A 25,145-nucleotide genomic window follows, 5' to 3' on the forward strand; every position below is an offset into this window, starting at 1 on the left:
AGCCAGATCAACGCCGCGGTGACCCAGCTCAGCCAGACCACACAGCAGAACGCCTCGAGCTCCGAAGAGCTGGCCGCCACCGCCGAGGAGATGAGCAGCCAGGCCGAGCAACTGCAGCAGACCATGAGCTTCTTCAAACTGGCCAACCAGGGCCAGGCCCGCCCGGCAGGCGAAGCCCGCAAGGTGTCTTCCGCCCGCAAGGCCAAGCCGGTGGCCCGCAAGCCCGCCATGCTGGACACGGCCCTGGCCCATGCCGGCGAACTGGACGAAGCGCACTTCGCCAGCTACTGATCAACCAGGAGACACCATGAACAGCGTCATGCCCACCCAGAACCGGTCCGTGGCGGTACCACCCCACGGCCACTCCGCCACGGCCGAGCCTGGCCAGTACCTGACCTTCCAGCTCGGTGGCGAGATGTTCGCCATCGGCATCCTGGGCATCAAGGAAATCATCGAGTACGGCGTCCCGACCACGGTCCCGATGATGCCGCCGTCCGTGCGCGGCGTGATCAACCTGCGCGGCGCGGTGGTGCCGGTGATGGACCTGCAGGCACGCTTCGGCAAGCCCTCCACCGAGGTGGGCAAACGCACCTGCATCGTCATCGTCGAGATCAACACAGGCGAGCAACGGCAGGTGGCCGGGGTGGTCGTCGATGCTGTCAACGAGGTGCTGGACATCGCGGCGGCCGATCTCGAACCGCCGCCCGCCTTCGGGGCACGCATCCGGGCCGACTTCATCCAGGGCATGGGCAAGGTCAAGGGTCGCTTCGTCATCCTGCTCGACCTCGACCGGGCCTTGTCGACCGAAGAGCTCGAAACGCTGACACAGGCGTCACAAGAACAGCAGGCGCTCGCAGTGCCTCACTGAAAAGTCATTTCGGATACCTCATAAACGAAGGAGAACAGACTTGAGCCTAACCAACAGCCCATCGTCACAGCTCGCCATCGAGGCAGAGATGTGCCTTGAAGAGGCCGGCGAGGCCATCCAGACCACCGTGGCCACCATCAACGGGATCGCCCAGAAGATCAAGCTCATCGACCAGATCGCGTCGCGGGATGGCGCGGCAGCCTTCATTGCAGCCATCGAAGCGTCAAGCACCCCTCGGAAGGGATCGCAAGCCGCGGTCATGCTCGAAGTGCGTCGCCTGGCTGAGCGCAGCGAAGTGGCCGCACTGGAGATTGGCAACCTGGCCTGCTTCAGTGGAGAACTCGCCGACCGTGCCGGCGTGCTGCTCGACGACATGATGGCCTGCATCCACAGGGCCACCGATTTGCTGCAGGGCACCAGGCTGGTCGACAAGGGCACCCCAACGTCCATCGACCCCGACGGTCACCACGCGTGATCAAGAAAGCACTCGAATGGACACCAAGCACAAGCTCAGATCGGCCTTGATCATCGACGACAGCGCGGTTCAGCGCAACCATGCCATCGATCTGCTGCGACAAATCGGCATTGACCAGGTGATGGATGTGGGCGGCGGCGAGCAGGCCCTGACCCTGCTCGCATCGATGGCACACGACGAACTGCCCGAGGTCGCCATCATCGATCTGGAGATGCCGGGCACGGATGGCGTGCAGGTCATCCAGCGCATGCGCGAGCTGGGCCTCATGGTGCCGATCATCGTGGCCTCAGGCCGGGATCTGCTGTTGATCCACACCGTGGAGGCCATGGCCAAATCCATCGGCATGCCCATTCTAGGCAGCATCAAGAAGCCCTTGCGGCTTGAGCCCGTCAAGAGGCTGCTGGACCACCGAGACCGCATCTTGAACCCGCGCCGACGCACAGCGGCGCAGCCATCCTGTGCCTCCGGCGCCTCGGGGCTCGATGCGCAGGATTTGCGGCGAGCCCTGCAGGACAGGCTCGTGGTGATGCACTACCAGCCCAAGGTGAGCCTGCAGACGGGCACCGTGCACGGCTTCGAAGCACTTGCTCGCTGGCCGCACCCTGATCTGGGCATGGTGCCTCCCGGCGTCTTCATCCCCCTGGCCGAGCGCGAAGGCCTCATTCGCGAACTGACCCTGGCCTTGATTGCAAGCTGCTTCGAGGAATCGGCTTACTGGCGGCGCTCCAGCGCCATGCATGCGGACCCGAAGATGGCGATCAACCTGTCGCCCCTGCTGCTGGGCGACCACGGCCTGGTCGATGAGATCGGATCACTGGTTCAACAGCACGGCCTTCAATCCGGCCAGATCATCCTCGAAATCACCGAAGGATCACTGGCGCCCAACATGGCCACGGCCCTGGCCACGCTGGCACGCTTGCGTTTGAAGGGCTTCGGTCTGTCGATCGACGACTACGGCACCGGATTTTCGTCCATGCAGCAACTGGCGCAGTGCCCGTTCACCGAGCTCAAGATCGATCGTTCTTTCGTGTGTGGCGCGCATGAGCGCCCGAATCTGCGCGTCATCCTCAAGTCGGCCATCGACATGGCGCGGCAGCTGGAACTGAGCACCGTGGGAGAAGGCATCGAATCCATGGAGGATTGGGAGACCCTGCGCGCCATGGGCTGCGCGATCGGGCAGGGCTACCTCATCGCCAAGCCCATGCCCGGCGCCGAAGTGCCCGGCTGGCTGCAGGCCTGGCAGACGGGCGCGAACAGCAGCCTGAAACAGGCTGCACTGTCCTGAACCACTGCGAGTACCCCCATTCATGATCAGCATCAGCGACCGCGAATTCAGCTGCTTTCAGCGTTTCATCTACGACTCGGCTGGCATCACCCTGTCCACCACCAAGAAGCAACTGGTGAGCGGACGCCTGTCAAAGCGCGTCCACGCGCGTCACCTGGCCAGTTTCGATGCCTACTTCAAGCTGCTGTCCAGCGGCCAGGATCCGCAGGAACTCCAGACGGCCGTGGACCTTCTGACGACCAACGAGACCTACTTCTTCCGCGAGGCCAAGCACTTCGACATCCTGCGACAGGTCATTCAGCGCGCCGATGGCACGCAACCCTTTCGCGTGTGGAGTGCGGCGTGCTCCACGGGCGAAGAACCCTACAGCCTGGCGATGACCCTGGCCGATGGCCGCGAATCAAGGCCATGGGAAGTGCTCGGTTCCGACATCAGCACCCGGGTGCTGGCCAGGGCCCGCACCGGGCATTACCCGCTGGAGCGGACACAGCACATCCCGGCGCCATACCTCAAGCGCTTCTGCCTCAAAGGCGTGGACGAGCAGGAGGGCACCTTGCTGGTCTCGCGCGCATTGCGGCAACAGGTGCGCTTCTCCCAGGTGAACCTCAATGAGCCCCTGCCCAACATGGGCCGATTCGATGTGATCTTCCTGCGCAACGTGCTCATCTACTTCAACCACGAGACGAAGTGCAAGGTGGTCGAACGCGTGCTGTCCGCGCTCAAACCAGGTGGGTACTTCTTCATCGGGCATTCGGAGAGCCTGCACCAGGTCTCGAGCACGGTGAAGCAGGTCGCCCCTTCTGTCTACTGCAAGCCGGCTTGAACGGCTTGCCAGCACGGAACCCTATGAACCGGATCAAAGTGATGGTGGTGGACGATTCCGCCGTGGTGCGGCAGGTGATCTCGCAACTGCTGGAAGAGTCACCGGGCATCGAGGTGGTGGCGGCCGCGGCCGATCCGCTCATCGCGATGGAGAAGCTCAAGCAGCAATGGCCCGATGTGATCGTGCTGGACGTGGAGATGCCGCGCATGGACGGCATCACCTTCCTGCGCAAGCTGATGCACGAGCGGCCCACGCCCGTGGTGATCTGCTCCACCCTGACCGAGAAAGGGGCGCGCACAACGCTGGATGCCCTGGCGGCCGGGGCGGTGGCCATCGTCACCAAGCCCAAGCTGGGCCTGAAGGACTTCCTGCTGGAATCAAAGGGCGAACTGGTGAACACCGTGCGCGCCGCGGCTGGGGCACGGGTCAGGCAACTGGCGCACAGGCCGGCCACGGAGCCCGTGCCGGTGGCCCCCAAGCTCACGGCCGACGCGATGCTGTCAAAGGGCGGCACGGTGGCGATGAGCCGCACCACCGAGCGGGTGGTTGCCATCGGCACCTCGACCGGCGGCACGCAGGCCCTGGAAGAGGTGCTGACGGCCCTGCCCCGCGTGTGCCCGGGCATGGTCATCGTTCAGCACATGCCTGAGAAGTTCACCGCGGCTTTCGCGGCCCGCCTCGATGGGCTGTGCCAGATCTCGGTTCGCGAGGCCTCCCACAATGACCGGGTGGTGCCCGGTCAGGCCCTGATCGCGCCGGGCGGCAAGCACATGCTGCTCAAGCGCAGTGGCGCGCAATACTTCGTCGAAGTGCTCGACGGGCCTCTGGTGAACCGGCACCGGCCCTCCGTGGACGTGTTGTTCCGATCGCTGGCGAAAAGCGCCGGGGCCAACGCCCTCGGCATCATCATGACCGGCATGGGCGACGACGGCGCCGCGGGGCTGCTGGAGATGCGCCAGGCCGGCGCGCGCACCGTGGCCCAGGACGAACGCTCGTGCGTGGTGTTCGGCATGCCCAAGGAGGCCATCCGGCGCGGTGCGGTGGAGCGGACCGTGCCGCTGAGCGAGGTGCCCCGGGAGATCCTCGCGCAGTTGAGTTGAGGCACGCACCGGCACTTGGCCATGGAAAGGCTGTTTTCTGGCCGCCCGGGTAGCGCACCGGGGGGCGAGCTCTTCTACGCTAAGTGATGCAGCAGATCACCGACGCGCTAAAGACATTCGACATGGCCACCGTTCTCGTCGTGGACGACTACCCCTCCTGCCTGGAGTTGCTCCGGCTGCTCGTGAGGGACGCGGGGCACGCGGTCCTGGAGGCTTCCGACGGGCTCACCGCGCTGGCCATCGCCAGGACATGGAAGCCTGACGTCATCCTGCTGGACATCGACCTGGGCTTTGGCAGGCCTGGAGGGCTGGAGGTGGCGCGTCAGCTCAAGCGTGACCCGTCCACCAGCATGATCGTGATCGTGGCGGTGAGTGCACTGGTGATGCCCGAGGAACAGCAACGCATGTTCGATGCCGGTTGCGATGCCTATGTGAGCAAACCGTTCGATTGCGTGCACGTGCAACGTGTGCTGGGCCAAGCGTTGGTCCTGGCAGCGCTGCTCCGGCGCTCTGAGACGCCTCGTGCCATCGGCCACGCCTGAGACCCTGCGTCTGCCCTCCTGGAATCAACACAAGCACCCTTCTGACCCAGGAAGCCTCAGCGTCCGCCCCGTCAGGGTGTTCCGTTCGTCGGGTTCCTGAAGCGGGACCAGACATCATCAAAGGCCGGCACGCCGGCCACCAGCATCAGCGCCGCGGCCAGCGGGACCGTGGCGACATACCCCATGGAGCCGAAGGCCACCGCGCCCAGTACCGCGCCCGCGAAGAAGCTGCCCAGCAAGCCGCCGAGCACCTTGAGGCGGCCGTTGTCAGCCATCACCCGCGACTCTGCAGGCTGCGCTCGCCCGTTCCAGTACACGGCCTTGCCAAGTTCAATGCCCAGGTCGGTCACGATGCCTGTGACATGGGTCGTGCGGATCGTGGCCCGCGACACTTTCGAGATCACCGCGTTCTGCAAGCCCATGATGAAGCACAGCAGCATCACGGTGGCGGGCACGACCAGGCCCGATATGTGCTGCAGGCGTGCCCCCACGACACCGAACACGAGCAGCAGCGCGGCCTCCAGCAGCAACGGCCCTGCGTACAGACTGCTGAAACCCCGCTGTCGTGCCCAGTTGACGAGGATGGCGGTCATCATGGCGCCAGCCAGGAACGACAGCAACGCGGCCACCCCGCCCAGGACCACTGCCTGCCCTCCGAGCACCAGGTGGTCCGCGATCGCCGACACGATCCCTGTCATGTGCGATGTGTACTGACCAATGGCGACAAAGCCTCCGGCGTTCGCGGCGCCAGCGATGAATGCCAGCAGCACGCCCAGCTGAAAGTCGGCCGCGCTGTCACGTCTGCTGCCGGTGAGCCGTCGGGCGAAATTGAGCGGCATAGGGATGATCAGCTGGACAAGGCCAGATCGGAAAGCCAGGGGACTGCAACCGCCTGGATCTTATCGCGTGTGCCGACCACCTCGGCATCAATGGCTGGAAGGCCGCCCGGTCAACACGCCCGCCATCGCGCTGGCCAGCGTCTTGCCCGTCCAGCGCTTGAAGGCGCGCCTGAGGCTGCGTGGATCGTTGAAACCCAGCTCTTCGGCGATCTCGCGCGTGGTGTAACGGGTATGGGCCAGCATTTCCAGCGCACGTGTCTTGCGCAACTGGTCCAGCAAGCCTCCATAGGAACGGCCGGCCTCGCCCAACTTGCGCCGCAGGCTGCGCTCGCTCATGCCCAGCGAATCCGCCAGCTCTGCCAGGGACGGTGGGTTGGCAATGTTGTCGCGCAACCTGCTTTCGATGGTGGCCTCCAGCGTCGGTGCCTTGGGTCGGTGTCTGGCGCCGGACTCCAGGAGAGACGTGATGCGCCCCAGTGACATGGGATCACCACCGGCCAGCTTGCTGTGAACCCACTGGTTTTCGATCAGCAGCCGGTTGCGTGCACAGCCAAAGCGCACGGGGCACTGAAACACCTCCTGGTAGAGGCCTGTTTCCGGCGGTTGCCGTGCCACCAGTTCCACTGCGCGGGGCCTGAAGCCTGGATCCAGGATCTGGCGCGCAGCGCAAACGAGCGCCGCATAGGTGCCATCGACCAGCGCGGCCTCGATCGCCACATCGGAGAACCGGGGACTGGCGAGCACGACGACGTGGTCGGCCTGGGTTTCGGCGCGCAGCACCAGCAGAGACCCCGCTTCCTTCTGGAACCGTATCCCGAGTGCGCCTGCATCATGGAGGGTCGAGGCCGCCATGGCCCCGAAGCCCACGAGCCCGAAGGACACCACATGGTGCTGCATGCCGATGCGCAAGCCCAAGGTGGGATCCTGCAGGGCGTGGATGACCTGCCTGATGGCCTTGCTGGCTTGATCGTAGGAGAGGTGGAAGCCCGGATGCTCCAGATCGGCGAACGTGAAATCCAGGGCCCCACACAGGGCGGCGAGGTCTCCTCCGCGCGATTGGAATTCCGCCAGCGTCCAGCGCACGATGAGCGGGTTGACGCGGAACTCGGCCGCGGCAGACTGATCGGGAAGTGGAATGTCAAACATCGCTCAGAAGGCCTTGGGACGCGTGGGCCTCAAGAAGCAGAGGCATCGGTTTGCCGATCAACCACCCTTGTGCATGGTCGACGCCGATGGCCACCAGCACTTCCTTGATCTCTTCGGTTTCGACCCATTCCGCGATCGTTTGAAGACCGCACAGTTTGGCGATCTGAACGATGGCCTCCACGATCCCCTTGTTCACCGGGTCGGTCAGCAAGGTCTTCGTGAAGCTGCCATCGATCTTGACGAAATCCACCGGCAGTGTCTTGAGGTAGCTGAACGACGACATGCCGATGCCGAAGTCATCGAGCGCGAACTTCACGCCCACGGCGCGCAGCGCGTTCATGAACGTCAACGCCGAAGGCAGATCACCAATGGCGGCTGTTTCGGTGATCTCGAAACACACCCTGTGCGGCGACAGGCCGCTGACCTGGAACTGCCGAAGCACAAAGGGCAGAAGCTGGGCATCACCGATGGACTGACCCGACAGGTTGATCGATGCCTCATGGTCCGGGTGCTCGCTGAGCCACCTGAAGGCTGTCTCGATCACCCAGCGGTCGACGGACTGGATCTGGTTGTAGCGCTCTGCCGCCGAGATGAAGGACGCCGGGGGCAGGAGCTTGCCCTCGTTATCGACGATGCGCAGCAGCATCTCACCGTGCTGGAAGCTGCCTGGCCTCGGCTTGAGCGCAGCGATGGGTTGAAAATGAAGCCTCAGGCGTCCTTCGTCCAGGGCGCGCCGTATTTCTGCGGCCCAGGTCATCTCGCCACGTCTGGCCTGCATGCGCACATCGCCATCGGTGAAGGCCTGGATGCGGTTGCGGCCCTGCTCCTTGGCCAGATTGCACGCCATGTCGGCCCCCGCCATCACGGAAGCCTCGGACGTGGCGTGCATGCCGAAGGAGTACATGCCGATGCTCACGGTGACGCTGAAGTTCCTGCCCTTCCACGGCAAGCTGAGTGTCGCGATCTGCGTGCGCAGATGCTGCGCCATGCGCAAGGCGCTGTCTTGTGAACAATGAGGAAGGATCAGGCCGAACTCGTCTCCACCCAATCTGGCCACGGTGTCGCCTTGACGCACGCCAGCCTTCAGGATGCCGGCGATGCGCACGAGCAGTTGATCGCCCGCTGCATGGCCGCCGATGTCGTTCACCACCTTGAACTGGTCAACGTCGACATAAAACACATGGTGGCAGCTTGAGTTGGCTTTGCCCACCAAGGTGCTCAGGCGACGCTCGAACTCACGGCGGTTGTTCGAGCCGGTCAGGTGGTCATGGCTGGCCTCGTGAGCCAGCTTGTGCAGCATGGCCCGCTCATCTGTGACATCGCGGATGACGATCACCGCGCCCACCACGCAACCGGCCTCGCCCTGCAGGTGCGCCACGCTGGCAGAGAGATGGCGCTCGGTACCCAGCTGGGTCAGGAACAGGGCTTCGAATTGCCCGGCCTTGCTCAATGGATCAGGCGTTTTCAGCAGGCGTCTGCTGCCTGGCGTGCGCAAGGCACCCAGGCATTCGAGCGACCTGTCGATGGCTTGGCTTTCATCGATGCCGAAGAGACACTGCGCAGCCGGGTTGATCGAGGTGATCAAGCCCTCCCTGTCGATGGTGATCACACCATCGGCGATCGAGCGCAATGTGATGCGCAAGGCCTCGGACTGACTCGACAGCTGGCTGTTGGCCGCTCTCAGGGCCTGCGCTGCCGATTCAGCCTGTTGCTTGGCATGCCGGAGCTCTCGTTCGTGTCGTCGGATCTCGGTGGCATCGAACACGGACAGTGTGGTCACATGGCCGGGGCCGCCTCCCACAGGTTTGCGAACCGCAAACACCATGATCGAGAAGCGCTGCCCATCGGCGCGAACGACCTCGAGCAGGACCTCTTTGGCAACCCCCGTGATCTCCAGCAAGGGCATCACGTGCGTGGCATGCACGATCTGGCTGGCGGGAGACAGCAGGTCTTCGAAGTGGGTACCGACCAGGCTGGCATCGCTCATCTGCACCCATGCCGAGAACGAGGGACTCGCCTGCTGGATGACACCGGCATCAGACAGCATGACCAGGCCGAACGGTGCATCAGCAGCCATGAGAAGCCTCAATCGACTCGCTCGACAGGCGATGGGCCAGGAAAGTCCGCAACACCTCGATCGTTTCCTGCGGCGCGCTCATGTGGGGGCAGTGGCCTGTGGCCTGCAGCTGGGTCACCTGCAGCTGTGGCCAGCACGATTGCATGTAGTGCCCGATGAACGGCGGGGCCAAGGCGTCGCGGGTGCACTGCATCATCAAGGCCGGAATGGACAGGCCCTCCAGATCCAGCCTGTGGTCAGACAGGAAGGTGACCTGGGCGAAGTGCTTGGCGACCGCCTCGTCCATGTTGCAGAAACTGTCGGCCAGCTCGTCCGTCAGGGCCTGGCTGTTCTCTTCACCCATCACCACGGGCGCCATCATCCGCGCCCACTTGAAGTGGTTGGCTTCCAGCACATGGAGCAGATCGTCGATGTCGTGCCGCTCGAAGCCGCCCCGGTAGACCCCGTCGTTCAGGTAGGAGGGCGATGGGGCCAGAAGCACCAGGGCAGAGAACAGGTCCGGCCTTTTCCTGGCGGCCAGCACGGCACTCATCGTGCTGACGGAATGCGCCACCAGCACCGTGCCTTTCAGCTGGGCAGCCTCGCAGACCGAGATGATGTCCTGCGCGTGGCCGTGCAAGGTGGCGTGACGCGCCATGTCGTAAGCCTCATGAGAGGCCGGGCTGCATCCCGCCACATCCATCAGGACCACGCGGTGGGTCGCTTCGAAGGCGGGGGCCACGAACCGCCAGACGTCCTGGCTGCAGCCATAGCCATGTGAGAACAAGAGTGGCCGGCCGTGCCCCGCCTGTCGCACGTTGTGCCGTGACAGGGCGCTCATGGGAACCCCCTGCTCAATGCCAGGGGGGCGGCATGGCCACCGTCCAGCTTGAAGACGGCGACGGCGCGCACCAGTTGCTGCGCCTGGATCTTCAGGCTCTCGGCGGCCGCGGCACTCTCCTCTACCAGGGCCGCGTTCTGCTGCGTGGCGGCATCCATCTGGGTGACGGCTTCGCACACCTGGGCCACGCCAACGCTCTGCTCGGTGCTGGCGTTGCTGATCTCTGCCACGATGTCCGACACACGCTTGACGACGGTGACGACCTGCTGCATGGTGGCGCCCGCCTGGTCAACCAGGAGGCTGCCCTGCGTCACGCGGGCGACACTGTCCTGGATCAGCGCCTTGATTTCGCGCGCGGCCTGGGATGAACGGCTGGCCAGCGTCCGCACCTCGCCGGCCACCACCGCGAAGCCTCGTCCCTGCTCACCCGCCCGGGCGGCCTCGACCGCGGCGTTGAGCGCCAGGATGTTGGTCTGGAAGGCGATGCCGTCGATCACGGCGATGATGTCCGAGATCTTGCGGCTGCTGTCGTTGATGCCGCGCATCGTGGAGACCACCTGCTCGGCGGCGGCGCCACCCTGCACGGCGACGGCGCTGGCATCACTCGCCAGCTCGCTGGCCTGCTTCGCGTGGGCTGCGTTTTCCTTGACGGTGGAGCCCAGCTGCTCCATCGAGGCCGCGGTTTCTTCCAGGGCACTGGCCTGCTGCTCCGTGCGGCTTGAGAGATCGTTGTTGCCTTGGGCAATCTCCGAGCTGGCCGAGGCGATGCTCTCGGCGGTATGGCGAACCTGGCTGATCAGGGCGAGCAGCTGCCTCTGCATCGAGCCCATCGACGACAGCACGCTGCCTGCAGGCGCCGTGGAGGCACCACGCACCTCCGAGATATCGCCCTGAGCCACTTGCCGGGCCAGCTGCGAGAGATCGGCCGGCTCCGCACCGAGCGCAGCCACCAGGCGACGGATGATCAGCCACCCCAGCACAAAGGCCGTGGCCGTGGCCAGCGCGCTGAGGGCCAGCATCACGCGGCGTTGGGTCGACAAGGCCGCCGCGGCGGCCTCGCTCTTGAGCCGGGCCTGCTGCCGGGAGTAGTCCGCGTAATCCTTGGCGGCCGCGATCAACTGGTTGAGCAAGGGCCTGCAGTCCACATTGATCTTCTGGATGGCTTCTGCGCGCTGGCCCTCATCCGACAGGCGGACGATGTCGAGGGCCACCGGCGCATAACGTGCTTCGACGTGGTCGATGGCCTCCACCAGGGATCGGTCGCGCGGAGTGACATCCGGGTCGCTGGTCACGGCCTCCTTCAGGCTGCGCAGGCTGCTCTGCAGCTGCTGGTGCGAGTCGACGGCTTGCTTTTTCTGGGCTGCATGCTCTGGGGCGGTGTCCACGAGAACCATGTCTCTGACCGCCACCGCCCTGAGCGTGGCCGCCGTGCGGATGTCTGATGCCAGGTTGGTGCGCCTGGATTCACCGTTGACATAAGTCGTGAAGCCATCGTTCGCATCTCCCAGGCTGTAGGCACCAAAGATGCTGACCACCAGCACGAGAAGCGTCAGAACGCCGAACGCGATGGCCAGTTGCACCTTGACCGAGAGGTGTTTCATGTCGACTCCAGAACTGCTTGGTGACAGAAATCATCTCATAAGATCATTTATGACGTTTGTGATTATTTGTGCTTTCCAGGGCAATTTTATGGGTCTGTAACCAACTTCTTTGTAACGCGGGCCTACACTGCGCCATGCTTCCCAAATCTTTGGCCCTGGTCGATGACGATGCCGAATACACCGAGTTCCTGTCTCAATATCTGAGAGAGCGCGGTGTTGCCGTCCACGTCTTCGGAGACAGCACCGATCTGTTGGCGGACCCAGATGCCTACGAGTACGGCTTCTATGTGGTCGACCTGTCCTTGCCCGGCATCGACGGGGTGGACCTGATCAAGGTGCTGCGTCGCCGCACCGAGTCTGGCGTGGTGGTCGTGTCCGGAAAACTGGCGCCCGACGTCTTCAAGCAGGTGATGACCGCAGGCGCCGACATGTACCTGGCCAAACCCGTCCAGTTCGACCAGGTGGAACTGGCCATCATCGCCGTCCAGCGTCGGCTGGGTGCGGCCGGGGGACCGAACATCGTCTGGAAGCTGGACCGGCGGACACAACGGCTGATCGCCCCTGACGGCGTGCAGATCGAGTTGAGCGGCACCGACACGGCGCTCATGGAGTGCTTCCTGGAAGCGGCGGGAGAAGTCGTCCCGCGGGACGCGATTTTGCGCAAGCTGGGCAAGCAGGGCGATGGGGAATCGGACGGCCTGAACGCCACGATCTACCGTTTGCGCCGACGCATCGAAAAAGCGACGCCCATGCTGGTGCCGCTGCAGTCGAAATCAGGCGTGGGCTACATTTTCCGGGCGCAGCTGAAAGCTCAGTGAGCGGGCTCCAGGATCAGCTGGAGAACACTGCCCTGAGGACTGTTTCGCGCCAGCACCACGCGAGCGCCGTGCAGTTCCATGACGCGACGCACGATGTACAGGCCCAGCCCATGGCCCGCGCCCACGGCGGTCCGCGCACCCCGGGCCCCCCGCTGGAACAGCCTGGGGCTCAGTTCGGCATCGAAGCCTGGCCCCTTGTCCTCCACCTCGATCACCGTGGCCAGCGGCTCGTCCCAATCCAGCAGACGAACCACGACCGGGCTGTCTGGCGGGCTGTACTTCAGCGCATTGAACAGCAGGTTGCGCAAGGCCAGGCGCATGAGGCTCATGTCCGCCAGGATGGTCCGCGTGGTCGCGATGCGTTCCACGGTGATGCGCTGTCTGGCGTCGGACGGCACATCGGCCATGGCGACCGCCACCAGCGTGTCCACATCCGTGTCGACCAGTTCGATGGCCTCCTTGTTGGCCAGCAGCGCCGCGGCAGCCAGGGTGTTGTCGATGTTGGTCAGCACCTGGCTCATCACGCCCTGGGCCCGGCCCAGCCGGTTCAAGGCGGCCTTGTCCGCCATGTTCAACAGCACCGAGCTGGCGCTTTGCAAGGCGGCGGAGGCATTGTTCAAGGGTTGGCGAACCTCGTGGGCAAGCACGTCGAGCATTTCCTCTCGCTCGCGCAGCAGCTCGTCCAGTTCACTGGCGTGCTGCTCCACCTGCAGGCGCAGCGCGTGTTCGCGCTGCAGTTCGGCCTTGTGTTGCCGGCGCTCCGTGATGTCCTGCAATGCCCCGACCAGGCGCACCGCGCGCCCCTCTTCAAACTCCGCCTCGGCCACCAGCCGAGCCCAGAGAAAGCGGCCCGACGCGGTGGTCATGCAGACCTCGATGTCCATGGCCCCGCCGTCGTGGACGAGCACGCCCAGCACATGGCGGATCTTTTCCTGCGCATCTTTCGTGAGCATGCGCGATGCCTGGTCCGCGCTGAGGGGCGTGTCTGGCTGCAGGTCGAGCAGGCTGGCGGTCTGATGCGAACAGTGGATCAGCCGCGAGCCGATGTCCGCGATCCAGCCGCCCACGCGGGCCATCCGCCCGGTGCGGTCCAGCAAGGCCTTGCTTTCTCGCAAGGCGTCCTCGGATGCCTTCCTGATCGTCAAGGAGCGGTGGATCAGGTCGCGGCGCATGGCCAGGGCCTGGCTCACCATCTCCGCCAGCCTGCTCAGGCTGCGGGTCTGGAAATCATCGAGCTGCCTGCTTGACCGATCGATCACGCAGAGCGTTCCGGCCTTGTCGCCCGAGGGCAGCACGAGTGGCGCGCCCGCGTAGAACCGGATGTGCGGTGCGCCGGTGACCAGGGGGTTGTCTGCAAAGCGAGGGTCCTGCAGGGCATCCGGGACTTCCATCACGGAATCCTCGTGGATGGCGTGGGCGCAGAAGGCCACGTCGCGTGGCGTTTCGCTGACTGCTTCCAGGCCCACATTCGCCTTGAACCACTGGCGCTCTTCATCGATGAGGCTGATCAGGGCGATGGGCGTGCCACAGATCTCGGAGGCCATCCGCGTGATGGTGTCGAACAAGGGTTCGGGCGGGCTGTCGAGCACCACCAGATCCCTCAGGGCGGCGAGTCGCCGGGCTTCATCGTCAGAAGACAGGAAATCGCTCATTGAAGACGTCTGATCAGTGGGAGGGCTTCGCCGCAACCGCCAGATTAACTGATCCCATGGGTGGGAGGAGCTTCGGCAGCCGCCACACTGTTCCAGACACGGAGCACACCGAACCGGGGCGCTCGCTGATACATGACCCGCCAGCCACCAGACCATCTTCAGCCGTGATGGAACAGCGGCTCAGGCGACAAACGTCGCGGAGCGCATGATGCGGCCACCGCCGCCTCAAGAATCCACAGCAGATAGTCGCAGTGAATCGGTTTGCTCACATAGGCATCGCAGCCCGCGTCCAGCATCCCTTGCTCATCTCCCGGCATGACCAGTGCACTCACCGCCACGATCCTGATCATGGCGGTGACGGGATCGCTCTTCAGTTGCCGGGCCACCGCCCAGCCATCGGGGCCGCCAACGCCCAGGTTCATGTCCAGCAGGATGACGGACGGCCGCCAACGCGTTGCCAGTGCCAAGGCCATGGACCCGTCGGAGGCCTCGAGGACATCGTGCCCCGCATCTTTCACGACCAGTGCCAGCAGTTCCAGACTGGGTTGGTGGTCATCCACCACGAGGACTGTCGCCATGGCCGCTCCTTGTCGGATCAGTGATGCTTCATGACACGAGCGTAAAAGAATGCCCTTCGCCGCGAGGTGCCCAGGCGGACATGAAGGGGCACCTCCACGGCCAAGCGTCGAGGTGAAAACCCTTGCCTGTGTGGCAGGCCCAGGCGATGCTTCCTTGCTGTCAACGGCTCGGACGGGCATCGGCCAACTGCAGGATGCCACCGGTCGTGAAGGCCACCATGTCCTCGTAATGCGAGGCGAAATCGGTCGACGATTCGGCGCCTGCGGACATCACATCGATGCGCCGGTTGTCGGAGAAGACAGCCATGGCCGCCGACACCATCAACTGATAGGCGTTCATCTGCTGCCGCGGTGTGAGCTGGGGCAGGATCGTGCCGATCCTGTCGCTGAACACCTTGGCCATCGGGCTGAAGTGCTCCGCGATCAGCAGCAGCACCACCGAGCGGCTGTTGGTGAGTTGCGCCAGGAGCCGCAGGTAATTGCGCCACCCTTCGCTCTCCTGGCTTCGCACCAGCAAGGGGCGGGCAAAGGCCTCCACCACGGCGCGGATCTGTGCCGACCTGCTCCTCGACGCCTTCACAGCGTTCAGCAGGGCCAGCCGGTCGGCGTTGATGAGCGGCGCCCGCCGCGCGATCACCTCCTGGAAGAAGGCTTCCTTGCTGCCGAATTGCTCGTTGATGTTGGCCAGCCGGGTGGACGCCATGGCGGTGATGTCCCGCATGGGGGCGCCATGAAAGCCATGCTCCGCGAACAAGGCTTCGGCCGCATCGAGCAAACGCTCGCGGACGCTGGGCGGTGCCAGCGGCTTTTCGATCGACTCTGCGTGTGACATGAGGCCCCCTCGGAAGGATCGGAACATTTGTTCCGGCTGTGATATTCTAAGCCGGAACAAATGTTCCAAACCGGAGCTGACCATGAAGTTGCGACGCGCATATTCCGCAGGCTCGACGCTGCCCGTGATGCAGATCCTCGAGAACCAGCGCTGGGAAGACCTGAGCCATCCGCCTGAGCCCTTCGGCGCCGCGTGGAACGATTTACCGGCCCTGGATGCAGGCACGGGACACGCCGTGCTGCCATTCCATCCACGCTCTTTCCGCGACTTCATGCTCTACGAGCGGCACTGCATCGATGCATCGCGCGGCTACGCGCGACGTTTCATGCCCGCAGCACACCGATTCACCAGCCTGGTCGAAGCCGTGACCCGCCGGCCCTTCCCAGCCTTCAAGCCCAGCCCTCTGTGGTACCGCCAGCCGATCTACTATTTCGGCAATCACCTCTCGTTCGTGCCCAGCGGCACCACCGTGTCCAGCCCTTCGTACAGCAGGGCCCTGGACTACGAGCTCGAGCTGGGCGTGGTGTTGGGCAAGCCGCTGTTCAACTCCACACCTGACGAAGCGCTCGAGGCCATCGCCGCCTTCGTGGTGTTGAACGACTTCAGCGCCAGGGACGTGCAACGGGCCGAGATGGCCAGCGGTTTCGGGCCTCAGAAATCCAAGCACTTCCTCAGTTCGATGTCCGATGTCGTGGTCACGGCCGACGAGTTGCTGGACGATGTGAACGCGCTCAAGGCCAGTGTGTGCATCAACGGCCGCGAGGTCTGCGCCACCTCCACCGCAGGCATGCACCATTCGATCGGCGAAGCGCTGGCCCACGCCTGCGTGGATGAACTGCTCCACCCCGGAGAACTGTTCGGCACAGGCACGCTGCCCGGCGGCTGCGGCATGGAGAACGGGCACTGGCTCAAGCCGGGCGATCTGCTGCAATTGCGGATCGACCGGATCGGTGAAATCCAGCACCGCATCGCCTGATGGACGCGTGAGCATGTCGCACATCGCACCCAGCCGGATCCTGGACCTGTCCAAAGAGATCTTCGACAACCGTGAAGATCCCTTCTTCATGCGCGTGCGCATCAGGCACCATGCCCATGCGAGGGCGCGCTGGCTGATCCGCCTGCTGGGTCTGCCCTTCAAGCTGTTTCCTTCGGATTTCGCAGGGTGGGCGGACGACACCATCACGCGCATGGGCGTTCATTCGACGACACACGTGGACGCGCCCTGGCACTACGGGCCGACCGATGCCAGAGGGCGGCGCCTGCCGGCCATTCACGAGATGCCCCTGGCGCTGTGCTTCGGCCCGGGCGTGGTGTTCGACATGACCCACAAGGTGCAGGGCGAAGAGATCCACGTGGAAGACATGGAGCGATCTCTCGCGGTCAGCGGCGCCCAGCTCCAGCCCGGCAGCATCGCCCTGATCAGGACCGGGCGTGACCGTTACCAGGGCACCCGGCAGTACTGGAAGATGGGAACCGGCATGAGCGGTGCGGCCACCGAGTGGCTGATCGAGCGCGGCGTGCAGGTGATGGGCATCGACCAGTGGGGCTGGGACCTTCCCTTCCACACGCAGATCGCCAAGGCCCGTCTAAACAGAGACGGCTCATCGTTCTGGCAGGGCCATCTGGTGGGCCGCCGGCGCCCTTACTGGCAGATGGAACAGCTGTGCGGCCTGGATCAGTTGCCGGCGCATGGCTTCGACGTGGCCGTGTTCCCCCTGCGATTGCGCAACGCCTCGGCGGCGCCGGCGCGTGTGGTGGCCTTCCTCTACGATTGACCATGCCTGGACGCTGACACAGGGCCTGAGCAGGTTGATCTCCACGGAAGATTGCATCGCCCAGGCAATCGACGACAATACGAGGTTGTCCGCCCGGCGGGGCCCAGGGTTTCGCCGGCGTGCGCGCACAACTGCGTACATATCAGAGATCTCATTGCCATGGCCCCAAGCGCAATCCAAGACGAGGTAAAGCGGCGCCGCACGTTTGCCATCATCTCCCACCCTGACGCCGGCAAGACCACGCTGACGGAAAAGCTGCTGCTGTTCTCCGGCGCGATCCACATCGCCGGTGCCGTCAAGGGCCGCAAGGCCAGCCGCCATGCCACGTCCGACTGGATGGAGATCGAAAAGCAGCGCGGCATCTCGGTGGCATCGAGCGTGATGCAGATGCTCTACCGCGCGCATGTGGTGAACCTGCTCGACACGCCCGGCCACAAGGATTTCTCTGAAGACACGTACCGCGTGCTCACGGCCGTGGATTCTGCCCTGATGGTGATCGACGCGGCCAACGGCGTGGAAGCGCAGACCAAGCGCCTGATCGAGGTCTGCCGCCAGCGCGACACACCCATCATCACCTTCGTCAACAAGATGGACCGCGAAGGCCGCGACCCGGTCGAGCTGCTGGACGAGGTCGAGCGCGAGCTGGGCATGCCCTGCGTGCCGATGACCTGGCCGGTGGGCCAGGGCAAGGCGTTCGGCGGCATCGTGAACCTGCGCACGCAGAGCATGCGGCTGTTCAGCGCCGGGGCCGACAAGCGCGGCGAGGACGATGAAGTCGTGCCTTTGAGCGAGCGCGACAAGCTGCTCGCCCGCTTCGGCCACGACTGGGAGCTGGCCGAGCAGAACATGGAGCTGATGCAAGGTGCCGCGCCTGCGTTCGACCTGGACCTGTTCCTGGCCGCCAAGCAGACGCCGGTGTTCTTCGGCTCGGCCGTGAACAACTTCGGCGTGCAGGAGATCCTGGACGCGCTGGTCGACCTGGCCCCCGCGCCCCATCCGCGCCTGAGCACCGAGAAGGACGGCTCCAAGCGCGAGATCGACCCGGGCATGGAGAACTTCTCCGGCGTGGTGTTCAAGGTGCAGGCCAACATGGACCCGTCGCACCGCGACCGCATCGCCTTCGTGCGCGTGTGCTCGGGCCAGTACGTGCCGGGCATGAAGCTCAAGGTGCAGCGCTCGGGCAAGGAGCTGCGGCCCACCAGCGTGGTCACCTTCCTGTCGCAGCGGCGCGAGGCGGTCGATGAAGCCTTTGCAGGCGACATCATCGGCTTCACCACGCACGGCGGCGTGCAGCTGGGCGACACCATCACCGATGGCATCACCCTGCAGTACACCGGCCTGCCCTTCTTCGCGCCGGAGCTGTTCCAGACGGTGGAGCTGGCCAACCCGATGAAGAGCAAGCAGCTGCAGGCCGGGTTGATGCAGCTGGGCGAAGAAGGCGCGATCCAGGTCTTCAGGCCCGAGGCTGGCGGCTCGATGCTGCTGGGCGCCGTGGGCCAGCTGCAGTTCGAGGTGGTGCAGCACCGCCTGAAGGCCGAGTACAGCGTGGACATCCGCCTGATGCCCTGCCGCTTCACCGGCGCACGCTGGATCACGGCCGACACGCCCGAGGCGCTCAAGAAGTTCACCGACGAGAACGCGTCCAAGCTGGCGCTGGATGCGGCAGACACGCTGGCCTACATGATGACCTCGGCGTATGACCTGCGCCTGACGTCGGAGCGGCATCCGCAGGTGCACTTCCACCCGCTGCGCGAGCATGCGGGGTTGAGCCTGTCGAGCCAGTGATCGGCGCGACTTAGTTGGCAACCGTGGCCGCGCCTGCGCGCCGGTCACGGGCCAGCAACAAGGCAGCAACACAACAGCAACACAGGCCTTTCAGCATCGTCCGGTTTTGACTGAACCGGCGAGGCGCTACTCTGGCGCAATCGCTAACCGTCAACGCTCTCTCCCAAGGCACGGTAGCCAACCACATTCGTCAGACACCGAATCTCAATGACGAAAGCCTGGCCTCGCTGCTTGGCGCATTGCCAGGAGGCCATCAGGAGTTTCTATCGATCCAAGTTGGTTCTGCTTTCGGTGGACGAACGGCGATGCTCGACGGTGTCGCAACCCGTCTTGAAGAGCGAGCCGCCATGAATTTCGGCTTGGTCGCAGCGCTGATGGACGTAAGCGGGGCTGGAGACACGTTGCCGGACTCGTCATACGAAGCGCTGGGCGTAGGACGCGGCGACATCGCTGCACTGATTGATGGGGACACAATGGGGCTGAGCGCTTCGGGACGCATGGCCTTGATCGGGAGTGGCAGCTTTTTCGATACCCAGATGCCGACGACGGCCTCGCTAGGCAAGGCAAGCAATTCGAGCATGCTCGGCGCTTTCGGTGAGTCAATCACAGATGCTGGAAATAAAATCGCATTCGTTCATGCGCCGCTCGGCACGGCAGTGGCAGGCTTGGGTGCCCTGCTTCAAATAGCCGGCCAGATTCCGGAAGTAAAACAGAAACTGCAGAGCCTGGAAGATACTATTGCAAAGCGGCTTTCCGAATACGCCTCCGCCAAGGGCTCCGACGCACTGATCAAAAAAATACCTCACATGGATGATGTGTCGATGCGCAATATGCTTGCTGAAGTGATTGAGGTAGGCTTCAAGGTTGCCAATAAGTCGATGGACATCGTGACGAAAATGTTCAAGGATTCTGGCAATAAAATTGTGAGGGCAGCGGGTATCGCCAGAAGGGAAAAACCTATGCGGCGTATGCCATTCTCAACGGCTATATCAACACACCGAACCCAGCAACTGAAATCCAGGCATGGAATAGCATGACAGGCAATCCGAGATTTCTGAAACCCAGATAACATGACTTCGCACGTTAAAAATTACACCAAAGATTTCCTGAATTTCTTTGCAAAATCCATTGCTGAGGAAATTCAGCGTGCGGATCATTTAGCCAAGAGCAAATGGAAGCAAGTCAACTGCAAGGCTGATTCGGAAGGTCGACTTCGTGCTTTTACACAATTGCTCGTCAACATCCACGACAGACGTGAATGGTGGACGACAGCCATAGAAACAGAAACCAAGCACTTGGAAACATACTTGGCAGCGGAAAAATTCCCCCTTGTGACCGTGTCACTGGAGCGCTTAGCACGCGACGGTTTGCTTCTCGATGTGAACCTCGCTGCTTCATCGAATGAATTCGAGCGTCTGGCGGATACGTTTTCGCGGATCACAAGCTACCAGTATGCTGCTGCACGCCTGAGTACCCTGGACCCTGGCTTTACTTACACGTCAGACGTTGGGCAAGAATGCAGTGTGAACCATCATGCCCATTGCGTCCTCACAGCCCGGGGCTCCTGGGATCAGGCACGTTGGCTGGGCCGCTATCTGATGAACTTCCATCGCAACGGGGAGACTTGCTTCACGGACGAGTTCTTCAACCCCGAGATCCGCCTCATGTTGCGCACCTTGGCGCACATCACGGAACAGGATGCCTGGCCCTCCCTGGCTGAACTGCCCACGGACATGGGCCGCTACCGAACACTGTTCGAAACCGTCGAGAACCCCGAGGCATTCTCATCCGCGCTGATGCATGTGCTGGACTTCCGCATGGCACGGTACAACGGCTTTCAGGATATCGGCGTAGGTACGCGGAAGATGCACTGGGGCGGCGTGCTCGGTGCGGAAGACTGGGCCGTGTTTCCTGTTGAACTGTTCGCTTTCCAAGCCTTGGCCGAGCGGTATCTTGGGATCAAGCCGGCCCTGGATATCGATCACCCTTGGATCAACAACCCCCTGACCGCGCAACTTCACGCTATTGATCCCGCCTGGGAAGACGACACCTTGCGCAAGGTTGTGGAACTTGCCGACCAGCACTTTGGACAAGTCTGGCGGTCCGGAGATGCCCTGCCTGCTGCTGGTGGTGGTGCCAGTACGTCGTGAATGCCGGTGTCAAAACCGGTTGCCCGCCGCATCCCGCCAATAATCATCCAGATTCTTGAACCCCCAGGCCGTAGGCGATTCGCGCGACACGATCTGGTCGCTGCACCCTCGCGCCCCCAGGTCCAGCAACTCGGGCACCAGCCGCTCGTTGGACTTCGTCGAGAAGAACACCTTGACCAGCGGCGCCAGCAACGAGCCCGCGCCCTGGTCCACCACCACGCCCAGGCGGCCTGACTTGAGCTTGACCAGCGAACCGGTCGGGTAGATGCCGATGCTCTTGACGAAGGCCTGGAACACCGGCTCGCTGAAGTGGCCATCCTTGGTCCACTGTGCCATCTTCTGCACCGATTCGGCCGGGTCCCAGCCGGCCTTATAGGGCCGGTTGGAGGTGATGGCGTCGTACACGTCGCACACCGCGCCCATGCTGGCGAACAGGCTGATCTGATCGCCTTTCAGGCGGTGCGGGTAGCCGGTGCCATTGATCTTCTCGTGGTGGTGAAGGCACACGTCCAGCGGGATCGGGCCCACGCCGCGCCCTTCCACCAGCATCTGGTGGCCAGCCTGCGGATGGCCGCGCATGATGTCGAACTCGGCCTCGGTGAGCTTGCCCGGCTTGTTCAGCACCTCCAGCGGCATCATGGCCTTGCCCAGGTCGTGCACCAGGCCGGCCAGCCCGGCCTCGCGGGTGTCAGCTTCGCTCAGCTTGAGCTGCTTGGCCAGCGACACCATCAGCGCGCACACGGCCACCGAGTGCATGTAGGTGTAGTCGTCGCTGGTCTTCAGGCGCGCCAGGCTGACGATGGCACCGGGGTTGCGTGACACGGATCGCGTGATGTCGTCCACCAGCGGCAGGCAGTGCTCGGCGTCGACGGCCTTGCCCATGCGCACATCCTGGAACATGGTCTTCATGGCGCCGCGGGCCTGGGCCACGATGCGCGACGCACGGGCCACCTCGTCCTGAAGGCTGACCTGCTGCTCCACCGGGGTCAGGTCGAGCAGCTCCGCATGGACCGTGGGCGGGAAGGCGCCATCAGGCGGGTCGCCATCATCGGGCAGGTCGATGTCGTCGATCAGCGTGGTGGGCGAGGCACGGGGCACGTCCAGGCCCTTGCTGGTGTCGATCAACACCTCGCGCACAGGGCTGTCCAGCAGCTGGTCGAGCTGGCGCTGCTCGGCCAGCATGAAGGCCTTGCGCCAGAAGGGATGGTCCATCCACGAGCCGCACAGCTCGTGCACGAACATGCCCAGGCGCAACTGGTGGGTGGGTATTTTTTTCAGCATGGCGAAATGGCCTGCGCAGCAGGACGAAGCCGCCTGCCGCGTGGAACCTGCCTGACCATGCTAGCGATTTCGGGCCGGTGCGTGGGGGAAGTCCTGCTGCTTTGCGCACGCTTTTTGATCGATCGCAGACCATCACGCGGCTTCAGATCGACGCCAGAACGCCGATATGCCCTTCTGTAGTCGCGTCGATGGCCCGGGATCGGGCGGTCTCGCCCGGCACGGTGGTCGCCCCGACACCGGGCCGTGATGTGGTTGGCGGGGCCGGCGCGGCAAGGCCAGCGCTCCATCGAACAAGGACCCGACATGGGCAAGAACCTGGGAATCGGCGGCAAGCTGTGGCTGGCCGTGGGCACGTTGATCGTCGCGATGCTGGGCATCGTGGGGCTGGCCGCCTGGCGTGCCGGCAGCCAGCAGGCGCAGGCCGAGGCACAGCTCAAGATCAGCGATCTCAAGCTGCAGACCGCCAGCCAGTGGGCCTCGATGAGCGAGGTGGCCCAGGTGCGCAGCGTGGCCTCGAACCTGAGCGCGGACACCACCGTGGCCCTGGCCTTCAAGCAGCCCATCGCCGATGCGATCGCCCGCATCACCGAGCTGCAGAAGCAGGTCAAGGCGCTGCCGCTGAGCGCCGCCGACCAGGCCCAGCTCGACAAGATCGCCGCCAACCGCAAGGTGGTGCTGGACACCAGCGATCAGATCAAGAAGCTCAAGGAGCAAGGGCAGCTCGATGAAGCCCGCGCCGCGGTCAAGGCCAACTTCCTGCCCGCCTCGGCCACCTACCTGGCCTCGTTGCGCGAGTTCGCAGCGCTGCAGCAGCGCGATGCCGAAGCCGTGCGCACCAGCATCGCCGAAGGCCGCCGCTCGACCGTGCTGATCGCTGGCGCGATGGTGCTGGCCGTGCTGGGCGGCACCGTGGTGGGGGCCTACTTCCTGATCCGCGCGATCAAGCAGCCGCTGAGCGAGGCCATCCACATCGCCTCGCGCATTGCCGAAGGTGACCTGAGCACGCCGGTGGACACGCAGCGCACCGACGAGTTCGGCCAGTTGATGCAGGCCCTGCAAGGCATGACGGGCTCGCTGGCGCGGCTGGTGCACGAGGTGCGCCACAGCACCGACGGCATCGCCACCGCCTCCAGCGAGATCGCCACCGGCAACCAGGACCTGTCCAGCCGCACGGAGCTCACGGCCTCCAGCCTGCAGCAGACGGCCTCGTCGATGGAGCAGCTGACGGGCACGGTGCAGCACTCGGCCCAATCGGCCCAGCAGGCCAACCAGCTCGCCGGCACGGCCAGCGAGGCGGCCCAGCGCGGGGGCGCGGTGGTGAACCAGGTGGTCGACACCATGCAGGACATCGCCAACTCGTCGCGCAAGATCGCCGACATCATCGGCGTGATCGACGGCATCGCCTTCCAGACCAACATCCTGGCGCTGAACGCGGCGGTGGAAGCGGCCCGTGCAGGCGAGCAGGGCCGCGGCTTCGCGGTGGTGGCGGGCGAGGTGCGCACGCTGGCCCAGCGTTCGGCCCAGGCTGCGCGCGAGATCAAGAGCCTGATCGTGGCCTCGAACGAGCGCGTGGATTCAGGCGCCAGGCTGGTGGGCGATGCGGGCACGGCGATGGGCGAGATCGTCTCGGCCATCCAGCGCGTGACGGACATGATGCGCGACATCAGCACCTCGGCCGCGGAGCAGAGCGATGGCATCGTGCAGGTGAACCAGGCGGTGACGCACCTGGACCAGATGACGCAGCAGAACGCGGCGCTGGTGGAGCAGTCGGCGGCGGCGGCAGAGAGCCTGCGCGAGCAGGCCCGGCGTTTGTCGGGGGCTGTGAACGTGTTCAGGCTGGCGGCCTGATCAAGCCATCGGCTGGCCCGCCGGCAGGCGGGACTGGAAGCGGTCGGTCGCCATGGCCAGCCAGGGCCGGGCGCCATCGAGCCCCAGCTGCCGCAGCTGTTGAGCCATGGGGTGCTCGCTGGCACCGACGCGCAGTTGCAAGGCAGGTCGCACATGGGCCTGGCCCCCACCGCGCACGCGCACCGGTGTGCGCAGCCACCGGCCCTCGTGCTGCGAATACAGCAGCGGGCTGACCGAGGGGCCGGGCAGGCCTGCGCCCAAAGAACCGTCAAGCCGCAAGATGGTCTGCGGGCGCTGCCCAGTGGCATCAGGCGCGTGCAGCACGATGTCGACATCGCTGCACGCACCGTGGCGTGGGGCTTCGTAGGTGATGGGTGCCACGAACTTGGGCAGGCCCCAGATCTCGCGTCCCGCCGCACAGGCCGCCTCCGTGTCCACCGGCAGGTGCAGCACGTGGTAGCCCAGCTGCCTCGACGGCTTGTCGACATCGGCCAGGCTCTGCAGCCAATGGCGCAACCCTGCCCGCACACCTGGCGGCACCACCGGCACGGCCAGCCCGATCTCGCGGTAAGGGCCGATGCTGGTGTCCAGGTAGTCGTAGCAGGCCAGCGCCACCAGCGACCGGCCACGCCACTGGCATCCCGGTGACAGCGCTGCGGCCCCCGCTTGGGCCAGCGCGGCCTGCACCCGCCCGGTGGGCAGCATGAAGAAGGCGTTGAGGTTGCGCGTGCGCCGGTACAGGATGGGCAGTTGCACGGCCCCCTGGCTGGTGCTCACCACGGTGTGGGGCACGTCAAAGAACGAATCGTCGTGAGGGGCGAAGCTCAGGGTGTGGCGCATGGGTGTCTCC

23 protein-coding genes and 1 pseudogene are annotated in these 25,145 nt (G+C 64.4%); 14 read left to right on the forward strand and 10 right to left on the reverse strand.

Annotated elements, in window-relative coordinates; all coding sequences use genetic code 11:
- The 7 genes and pseudogenes from EIP75_RS24575 to EIP75_RS13620 form a co-directional block, all read left to right on the forward strand.
- Positions 1–291 (forward strand): annotated as a pseudogene (locus EIP75_RS24575) (methyl-accepting chemotaxis protein); the annotation flags it as partial.
- Between the two features lie 16 nt (positions 292–307).
- Positions 308–868 (forward strand): chemotaxis protein CheW, encoded by a 561-nt coding sequence (locus EIP75_RS13595; RefSeq protein WP_125243831.1) that lies wholly within the window; start codon positions 308–310, stop codon positions 866–868.
- A 40-nt stretch (positions 869–908) separates the two neighbouring features.
- Positions 909–1,343, forward strand: a complete 435-nt coding sequence (locus EIP75_RS13600) for a methyl-accepting chemotaxis protein (protein WP_125243832.1) — start codon at positions 909–911, stop codon at positions 1,341–1,343.
- Positions 1,344–1,359: 16 nt separating this feature from the next.
- Positions 1,360–2,628: an EAL domain-containing response regulator gene (locus EIP75_RS13605; RefSeq protein WP_125243833.1), complete on the forward strand. Its 1,269-nt coding sequence runs from the start codon at positions 1,360–1,362 to the stop codon at positions 2,626–2,628.
- A gap of 22 nt (positions 2,629–2,650) precedes the next feature.
- Positions 2,651–3,451, forward strand: coding sequence for a CheR family methyltransferase (locus EIP75_RS13610; protein WP_125243834.1), 801 nt, complete (start codon positions 2,651–2,653; stop codon positions 3,449–3,451).
- Between the two features lie 23 nt (positions 3,452–3,474).
- A complete protein-coding gene (locus EIP75_RS13615) occupies positions 3,475–4,551 on the forward strand; it encodes a protein-glutamate methylesterase/protein-glutamine glutaminase (RefSeq protein WP_125243835.1) in 1,077 nt (358 codons plus the stop codon).
- 122 nt (positions 4,552–4,673) lie between these two features.
- Complete coding sequence (locus EIP75_RS13620) at positions 4,674–5,093, forward strand: response regulator (RefSeq protein ID WP_158622845.1); 420 nt, start codon at positions 4,674–4,676, stop codon at positions 5,091–5,093.
- A gap of 71 nt (positions 5,094–5,164) precedes the next feature.
- Here EIP75_RS13620 and EIP75_RS13625 read toward each other — a convergent pair whose 3' ends face one another.
- The 5 genes from EIP75_RS13625 to EIP75_RS13645 all read right to left on the reverse strand — a co-directional run bounded on the left by EIP75_RS13625 (position 5,165) and on the right by EIP75_RS13645 (position 11,576).
- Positions 5,165–5,932 carry a YoaK family protein gene (locus EIP75_RS13625; RefSeq protein ID WP_125243837.1) on the reverse strand — a complete coding sequence of 256 codons (768 nt, stop codon included), beginning with the start codon at positions 5,930–5,932 and terminating at the stop codon, positions 5,165–5,167.
- Between the two features lie 87 nt (positions 5,933–6,019).
- On the reverse strand, positions 6,020–7,078 hold the full coding sequence (locus EIP75_RS13630; protein WP_125243838.1) for an AraC family transcriptional regulator: 1,059 nt from the start codon (positions 7,076–7,078) through the stop codon (positions 6,020–6,022).
- The gene (locus tag EIP75_RS13635; protein WP_125243839.1) at positions 7,071–9,155 is read right to left on the reverse strand and encodes a putative bifunctional diguanylate cyclase/phosphodiesterase; all 2,085 of its coding nucleotides are present in this window, start codon (positions 9,153–9,155) and stop codon (positions 7,071–7,073) included. The genes EIP75_RS13630 and EIP75_RS13635 overlap by 8 nt, the downstream gene beginning before the upstream one ends.
- A complete protein-coding gene (locus EIP75_RS13640; protein WP_125243840.1) occupies positions 9,145–9,975 on the reverse strand; it encodes an alpha/beta fold hydrolase in 831 nt (276 codons plus the stop codon). The genes EIP75_RS13635 and EIP75_RS13640 overlap by 11 nt, the downstream gene beginning before the upstream one ends.
- Positions 9,972–11,576 carry a methyl-accepting chemotaxis protein gene (locus EIP75_RS13645; protein ID WP_125243841.1) on the reverse strand — a complete coding sequence of 535 codons (1,605 nt, stop codon included), beginning with the start codon at positions 11,574–11,576 and terminating at the stop codon, positions 9,972–9,974. Before EIP75_RS13645 ends, EIP75_RS13640 begins: the two co-directional genes overlap by 4 nt.
- Positions 11,577–11,725: 149 nt before the next feature.
- On the opposite strand from EIP75_RS13645, the gene EIP75_RS13650 reads away from it, so the two are divergent.
- On the forward strand, positions 11,726–12,394 hold the full coding sequence (locus tag EIP75_RS13650; protein ID WP_233584856.1) for a response regulator transcription factor: 669 nt from the start codon (positions 11,726–11,728) through the stop codon (positions 12,392–12,394).
- On the opposite strand, the gene EIP75_RS13655 is transcribed toward EIP75_RS13650, so the two are convergent.
- From EIP75_RS13655 to EIP75_RS13665, 3 genes are all read right to left on the reverse strand, one after another.
- Positions 12,388–14,046: a sensor histidine kinase gene (locus tag EIP75_RS13655; protein WP_158622846.1), complete on the reverse strand. Its 1,659-nt coding sequence runs from the start codon at positions 14,044–14,046 to the stop codon at positions 12,388–12,390. The genes EIP75_RS13650 and EIP75_RS13655 overlap by 7 nt on opposite strands.
- A 158-nt stretch (positions 14,047–14,204) precedes the next feature.
- Positions 14,205–14,624, reverse strand: coding sequence for a response regulator (locus EIP75_RS13660; protein ID WP_158622847.1), 420 nt, complete (start codon positions 14,622–14,624; stop codon positions 14,205–14,207).
- 160 nt (positions 14,625–14,784) lie between these two features.
- The gene (locus EIP75_RS13665) at positions 14,785–15,456 is read right to left on the reverse strand and encodes a TetR/AcrR family transcriptional regulator (protein WP_158622848.1); all 672 of its coding nucleotides are present in this window, start codon (positions 15,454–15,456) and stop codon (positions 14,785–14,787) included.
- A gap of 82 nt (positions 15,457–15,538) precedes the next feature.
- Here EIP75_RS13665 and EIP75_RS13670 point away from each other — a divergent pair, with 82 nt between their 5' ends.
- The 5 genes from EIP75_RS13670 (at position 15,539) to EIP75_RS13695 (ending at position 21,166) form a co-directional block, all read left to right on the forward strand.
- The gene (locus EIP75_RS13670) at positions 15,539–16,432 is read left to right on the forward strand and encodes a fumarylacetoacetate hydrolase family protein (protein ID WP_125243846.1); all 894 of its coding nucleotides are present in this window, start codon (positions 15,539–15,541) and stop codon (positions 16,430–16,432) included.
- Positions 16,433–16,445: 13 nt separating this feature from the next.
- Positions 16,446–17,231 carry a cyclase family protein gene (locus tag EIP75_RS13680; protein WP_199758591.1) on the forward strand — a complete coding sequence of 262 codons (786 nt, stop codon included), beginning with the start codon at positions 16,446–16,448 and terminating at the stop codon, positions 17,229–17,231.
- 159 nt (positions 17,232–17,390) lie between these two features.
- The gene (locus EIP75_RS13685; RefSeq protein WP_125243847.1) at positions 17,391–19,016 is read left to right on the forward strand and encodes a peptide chain release factor 3; all 1,626 of its coding nucleotides are present in this window, start codon (positions 17,391–17,393) and stop codon (positions 19,014–19,016) included.
- A gap of 305 nt (positions 19,017–19,321) precedes the next feature.
- On the forward strand, positions 19,322–20,053 hold the full coding sequence (locus EIP75_RS13690) for a hypothetical protein (protein ID WP_125243848.1): 732 nt from the start codon (positions 19,322–19,324) through the stop codon (positions 20,051–20,053).
- A 33-nt stretch (positions 20,054–20,086) separates the two neighbouring features.
- Entirely contained in the window at positions 20,087–21,166 is a 1,080-nt protein-coding gene (locus EIP75_RS13695) for a hypothetical protein (protein ID WP_125243849.1), read from the forward strand.
- 9 nt (positions 21,167–21,175) lie between these two features.
- On the opposite strand, the gene EIP75_RS13700 is transcribed toward EIP75_RS13695, so the two are convergent.
- Positions 21,176–22,447, reverse strand: coding sequence for a cyclic di-GMP phosphodiesterase (locus tag EIP75_RS13700; RefSeq protein ID WP_125243850.1), 1,272 nt, complete (start codon positions 22,445–22,447; stop codon positions 21,176–21,178).
- A 303-nt stretch (positions 22,448–22,750) separates the two neighbouring features.
- Between EIP75_RS13700 and EIP75_RS24880 the strand changes: the two genes are divergently transcribed.
- Positions 22,751–24,295, forward strand: coding sequence for a methyl-accepting chemotaxis protein (locus EIP75_RS24880; protein ID WP_158622849.1), 1,545 nt, complete (start codon positions 22,751–22,753; stop codon positions 24,293–24,295).
- Here EIP75_RS24880 and EIP75_RS13710 read toward each other — a convergent pair whose 3' ends face one another.
- A complete protein-coding gene (locus EIP75_RS13710; protein WP_125243852.1) occupies positions 24,296–25,135 on the reverse strand; it encodes an acetoacetate decarboxylase family protein in 840 nt (279 codons plus the stop codon).
- Between the last annotated feature and the right edge of the window lie 10 nt (positions 25,136–25,145).

Origin of the sequence: Aquabacterium soli (assembly GCF_003933735.1) — a bacterium.
Lineage (GTDB): Bacteria > Pseudomonadota > Gammaproteobacteria > Burkholderiales > Burkholderiaceae_C > Aquabacterium > Aquabacterium soli.

Coding starts and splice junctions, on each gene's coding strand:
- EIP75_RS13665 (WP_158622848.1), bottom strand. CDS start 15,456: ATGTCACACGCAGAGTCGATCGAAAAGCCGCTGGCACCGCCCAGCGTC.
- EIP75_RS13605 (WP_125243833.1), top strand. CDS start 1,360: ATGGACACCAAGCACAAGCTCAGATCGGCCTTGATCATCGACGACAGC.
- EIP75_RS13610 (WP_125243834.1), top strand. CDS start 2,651: ATGATCAGCATCAGCGACCGCGAATTCAGCTGCTTTCAGCGTTTCATC.
- EIP75_RS13695 (WP_125243849.1), top strand. CDS start 20,087: ATGACTTCGCACGTTAAAAATTACACCAAAGATTTCCTGAATTTCTTT.
- EIP75_RS13655 (WP_158622846.1), bottom strand. CDS start 14,046: ATGAGCGATTTCCTGTCTTCTGACGATGAAGCCCGGCGACTCGCCGCC.
- EIP75_RS13700 (WP_125243850.1), bottom strand. CDS start 22,447: ATGCTGAAAAAAATACCCACCCACCAGTTGCGCCTGGGCATGTTCGTG.
- EIP75_RS13660 (WP_158622847.1), bottom strand. CDS start 14,624: ATGGCGACAGTCCTCGTGGTGGATGACCACCAACCCAGTCTGGAACTG.
- EIP75_RS24880 (WP_158622849.1), top strand. CDS start 22,751: ATGGGCAAGAACCTGGGAATCGGCGGCAAGCTGTGGCTGGCCGTGGGC.
- EIP75_RS13635 (WP_125243839.1), bottom strand. CDS start 9,155: ATGGCTGCTGATGCACCGTTCGGCCTGGTCATGCTGTCTGATGCCGGT.
- EIP75_RS13595 (WP_125243831.1), top strand. CDS start 308: ATGAACAGCGTCATGCCCACCCAGAACCGGTCCGTGGCGGTACCACCC.
- EIP75_RS13625 (WP_125243837.1), bottom strand. CDS start 5,932: ATGCCGCTCAATTTCGCCCGACGGCTCACCGGCAGCAGACGTGACAGC.
- EIP75_RS13630 (WP_125243838.1), bottom strand. CDS start 7,078: ATGTTTGACATTCCACTTCCCGATCAGTCTGCCGCGGCCGAGTTCCGC.
- EIP75_RS13645 (WP_125243841.1), bottom strand. CDS start 11,576: ATGAAACACCTCTCGGTCAAGGTGCAACTGGCCATCGCGTTCGGCGTT.
- EIP75_RS13670 (WP_125243846.1), top strand. CDS start 15,539: ATGAAGTTGCGACGCGCATATTCCGCAGGCTCGACGCTGCCCGTGATG.
- EIP75_RS13690 (WP_125243848.1), top strand. CDS start 19,322: ATGCTCGACGGTGTCGCAACCCGTCTTGAAGAGCGAGCCGCCATGAAT.
- EIP75_RS13640 (WP_125243840.1), bottom strand. CDS start 9,975: ATGAGCGCCCTGTCACGGCACAACGTGCGACAGGCGGGGCACGGCCGG.
- EIP75_RS13620 (WP_158622845.1), top strand. CDS start 4,674: ATGGCCACCGTTCTCGTCGTGGACGACTACCCCTCCTGCCTGGAGTTG.
- EIP75_RS13680 (WP_199758591.1), top strand. CDS start 16,446: ATGTCGCACATCGCACCCAGCCGGATCCTGGACCTGTCCAAAGAGATC.
- EIP75_RS13685 (WP_125243847.1), top strand. CDS start 17,391: ATGGCCCCAAGCGCAATCCAAGACGAGGTAAAGCGGCGCCGCACGTTT.
- EIP75_RS13710 (WP_125243852.1), bottom strand. CDS start 25,135: ATGCGCCACACCCTGAGCTTCGCCCCTCACGACGATTCGTTCTTTGAC.
- EIP75_RS13615 (WP_125243835.1), top strand. CDS start 3,475: ATGAACCGGATCAAAGTGATGGTGGTGGACGATTCCGCCGTGGTGCGG.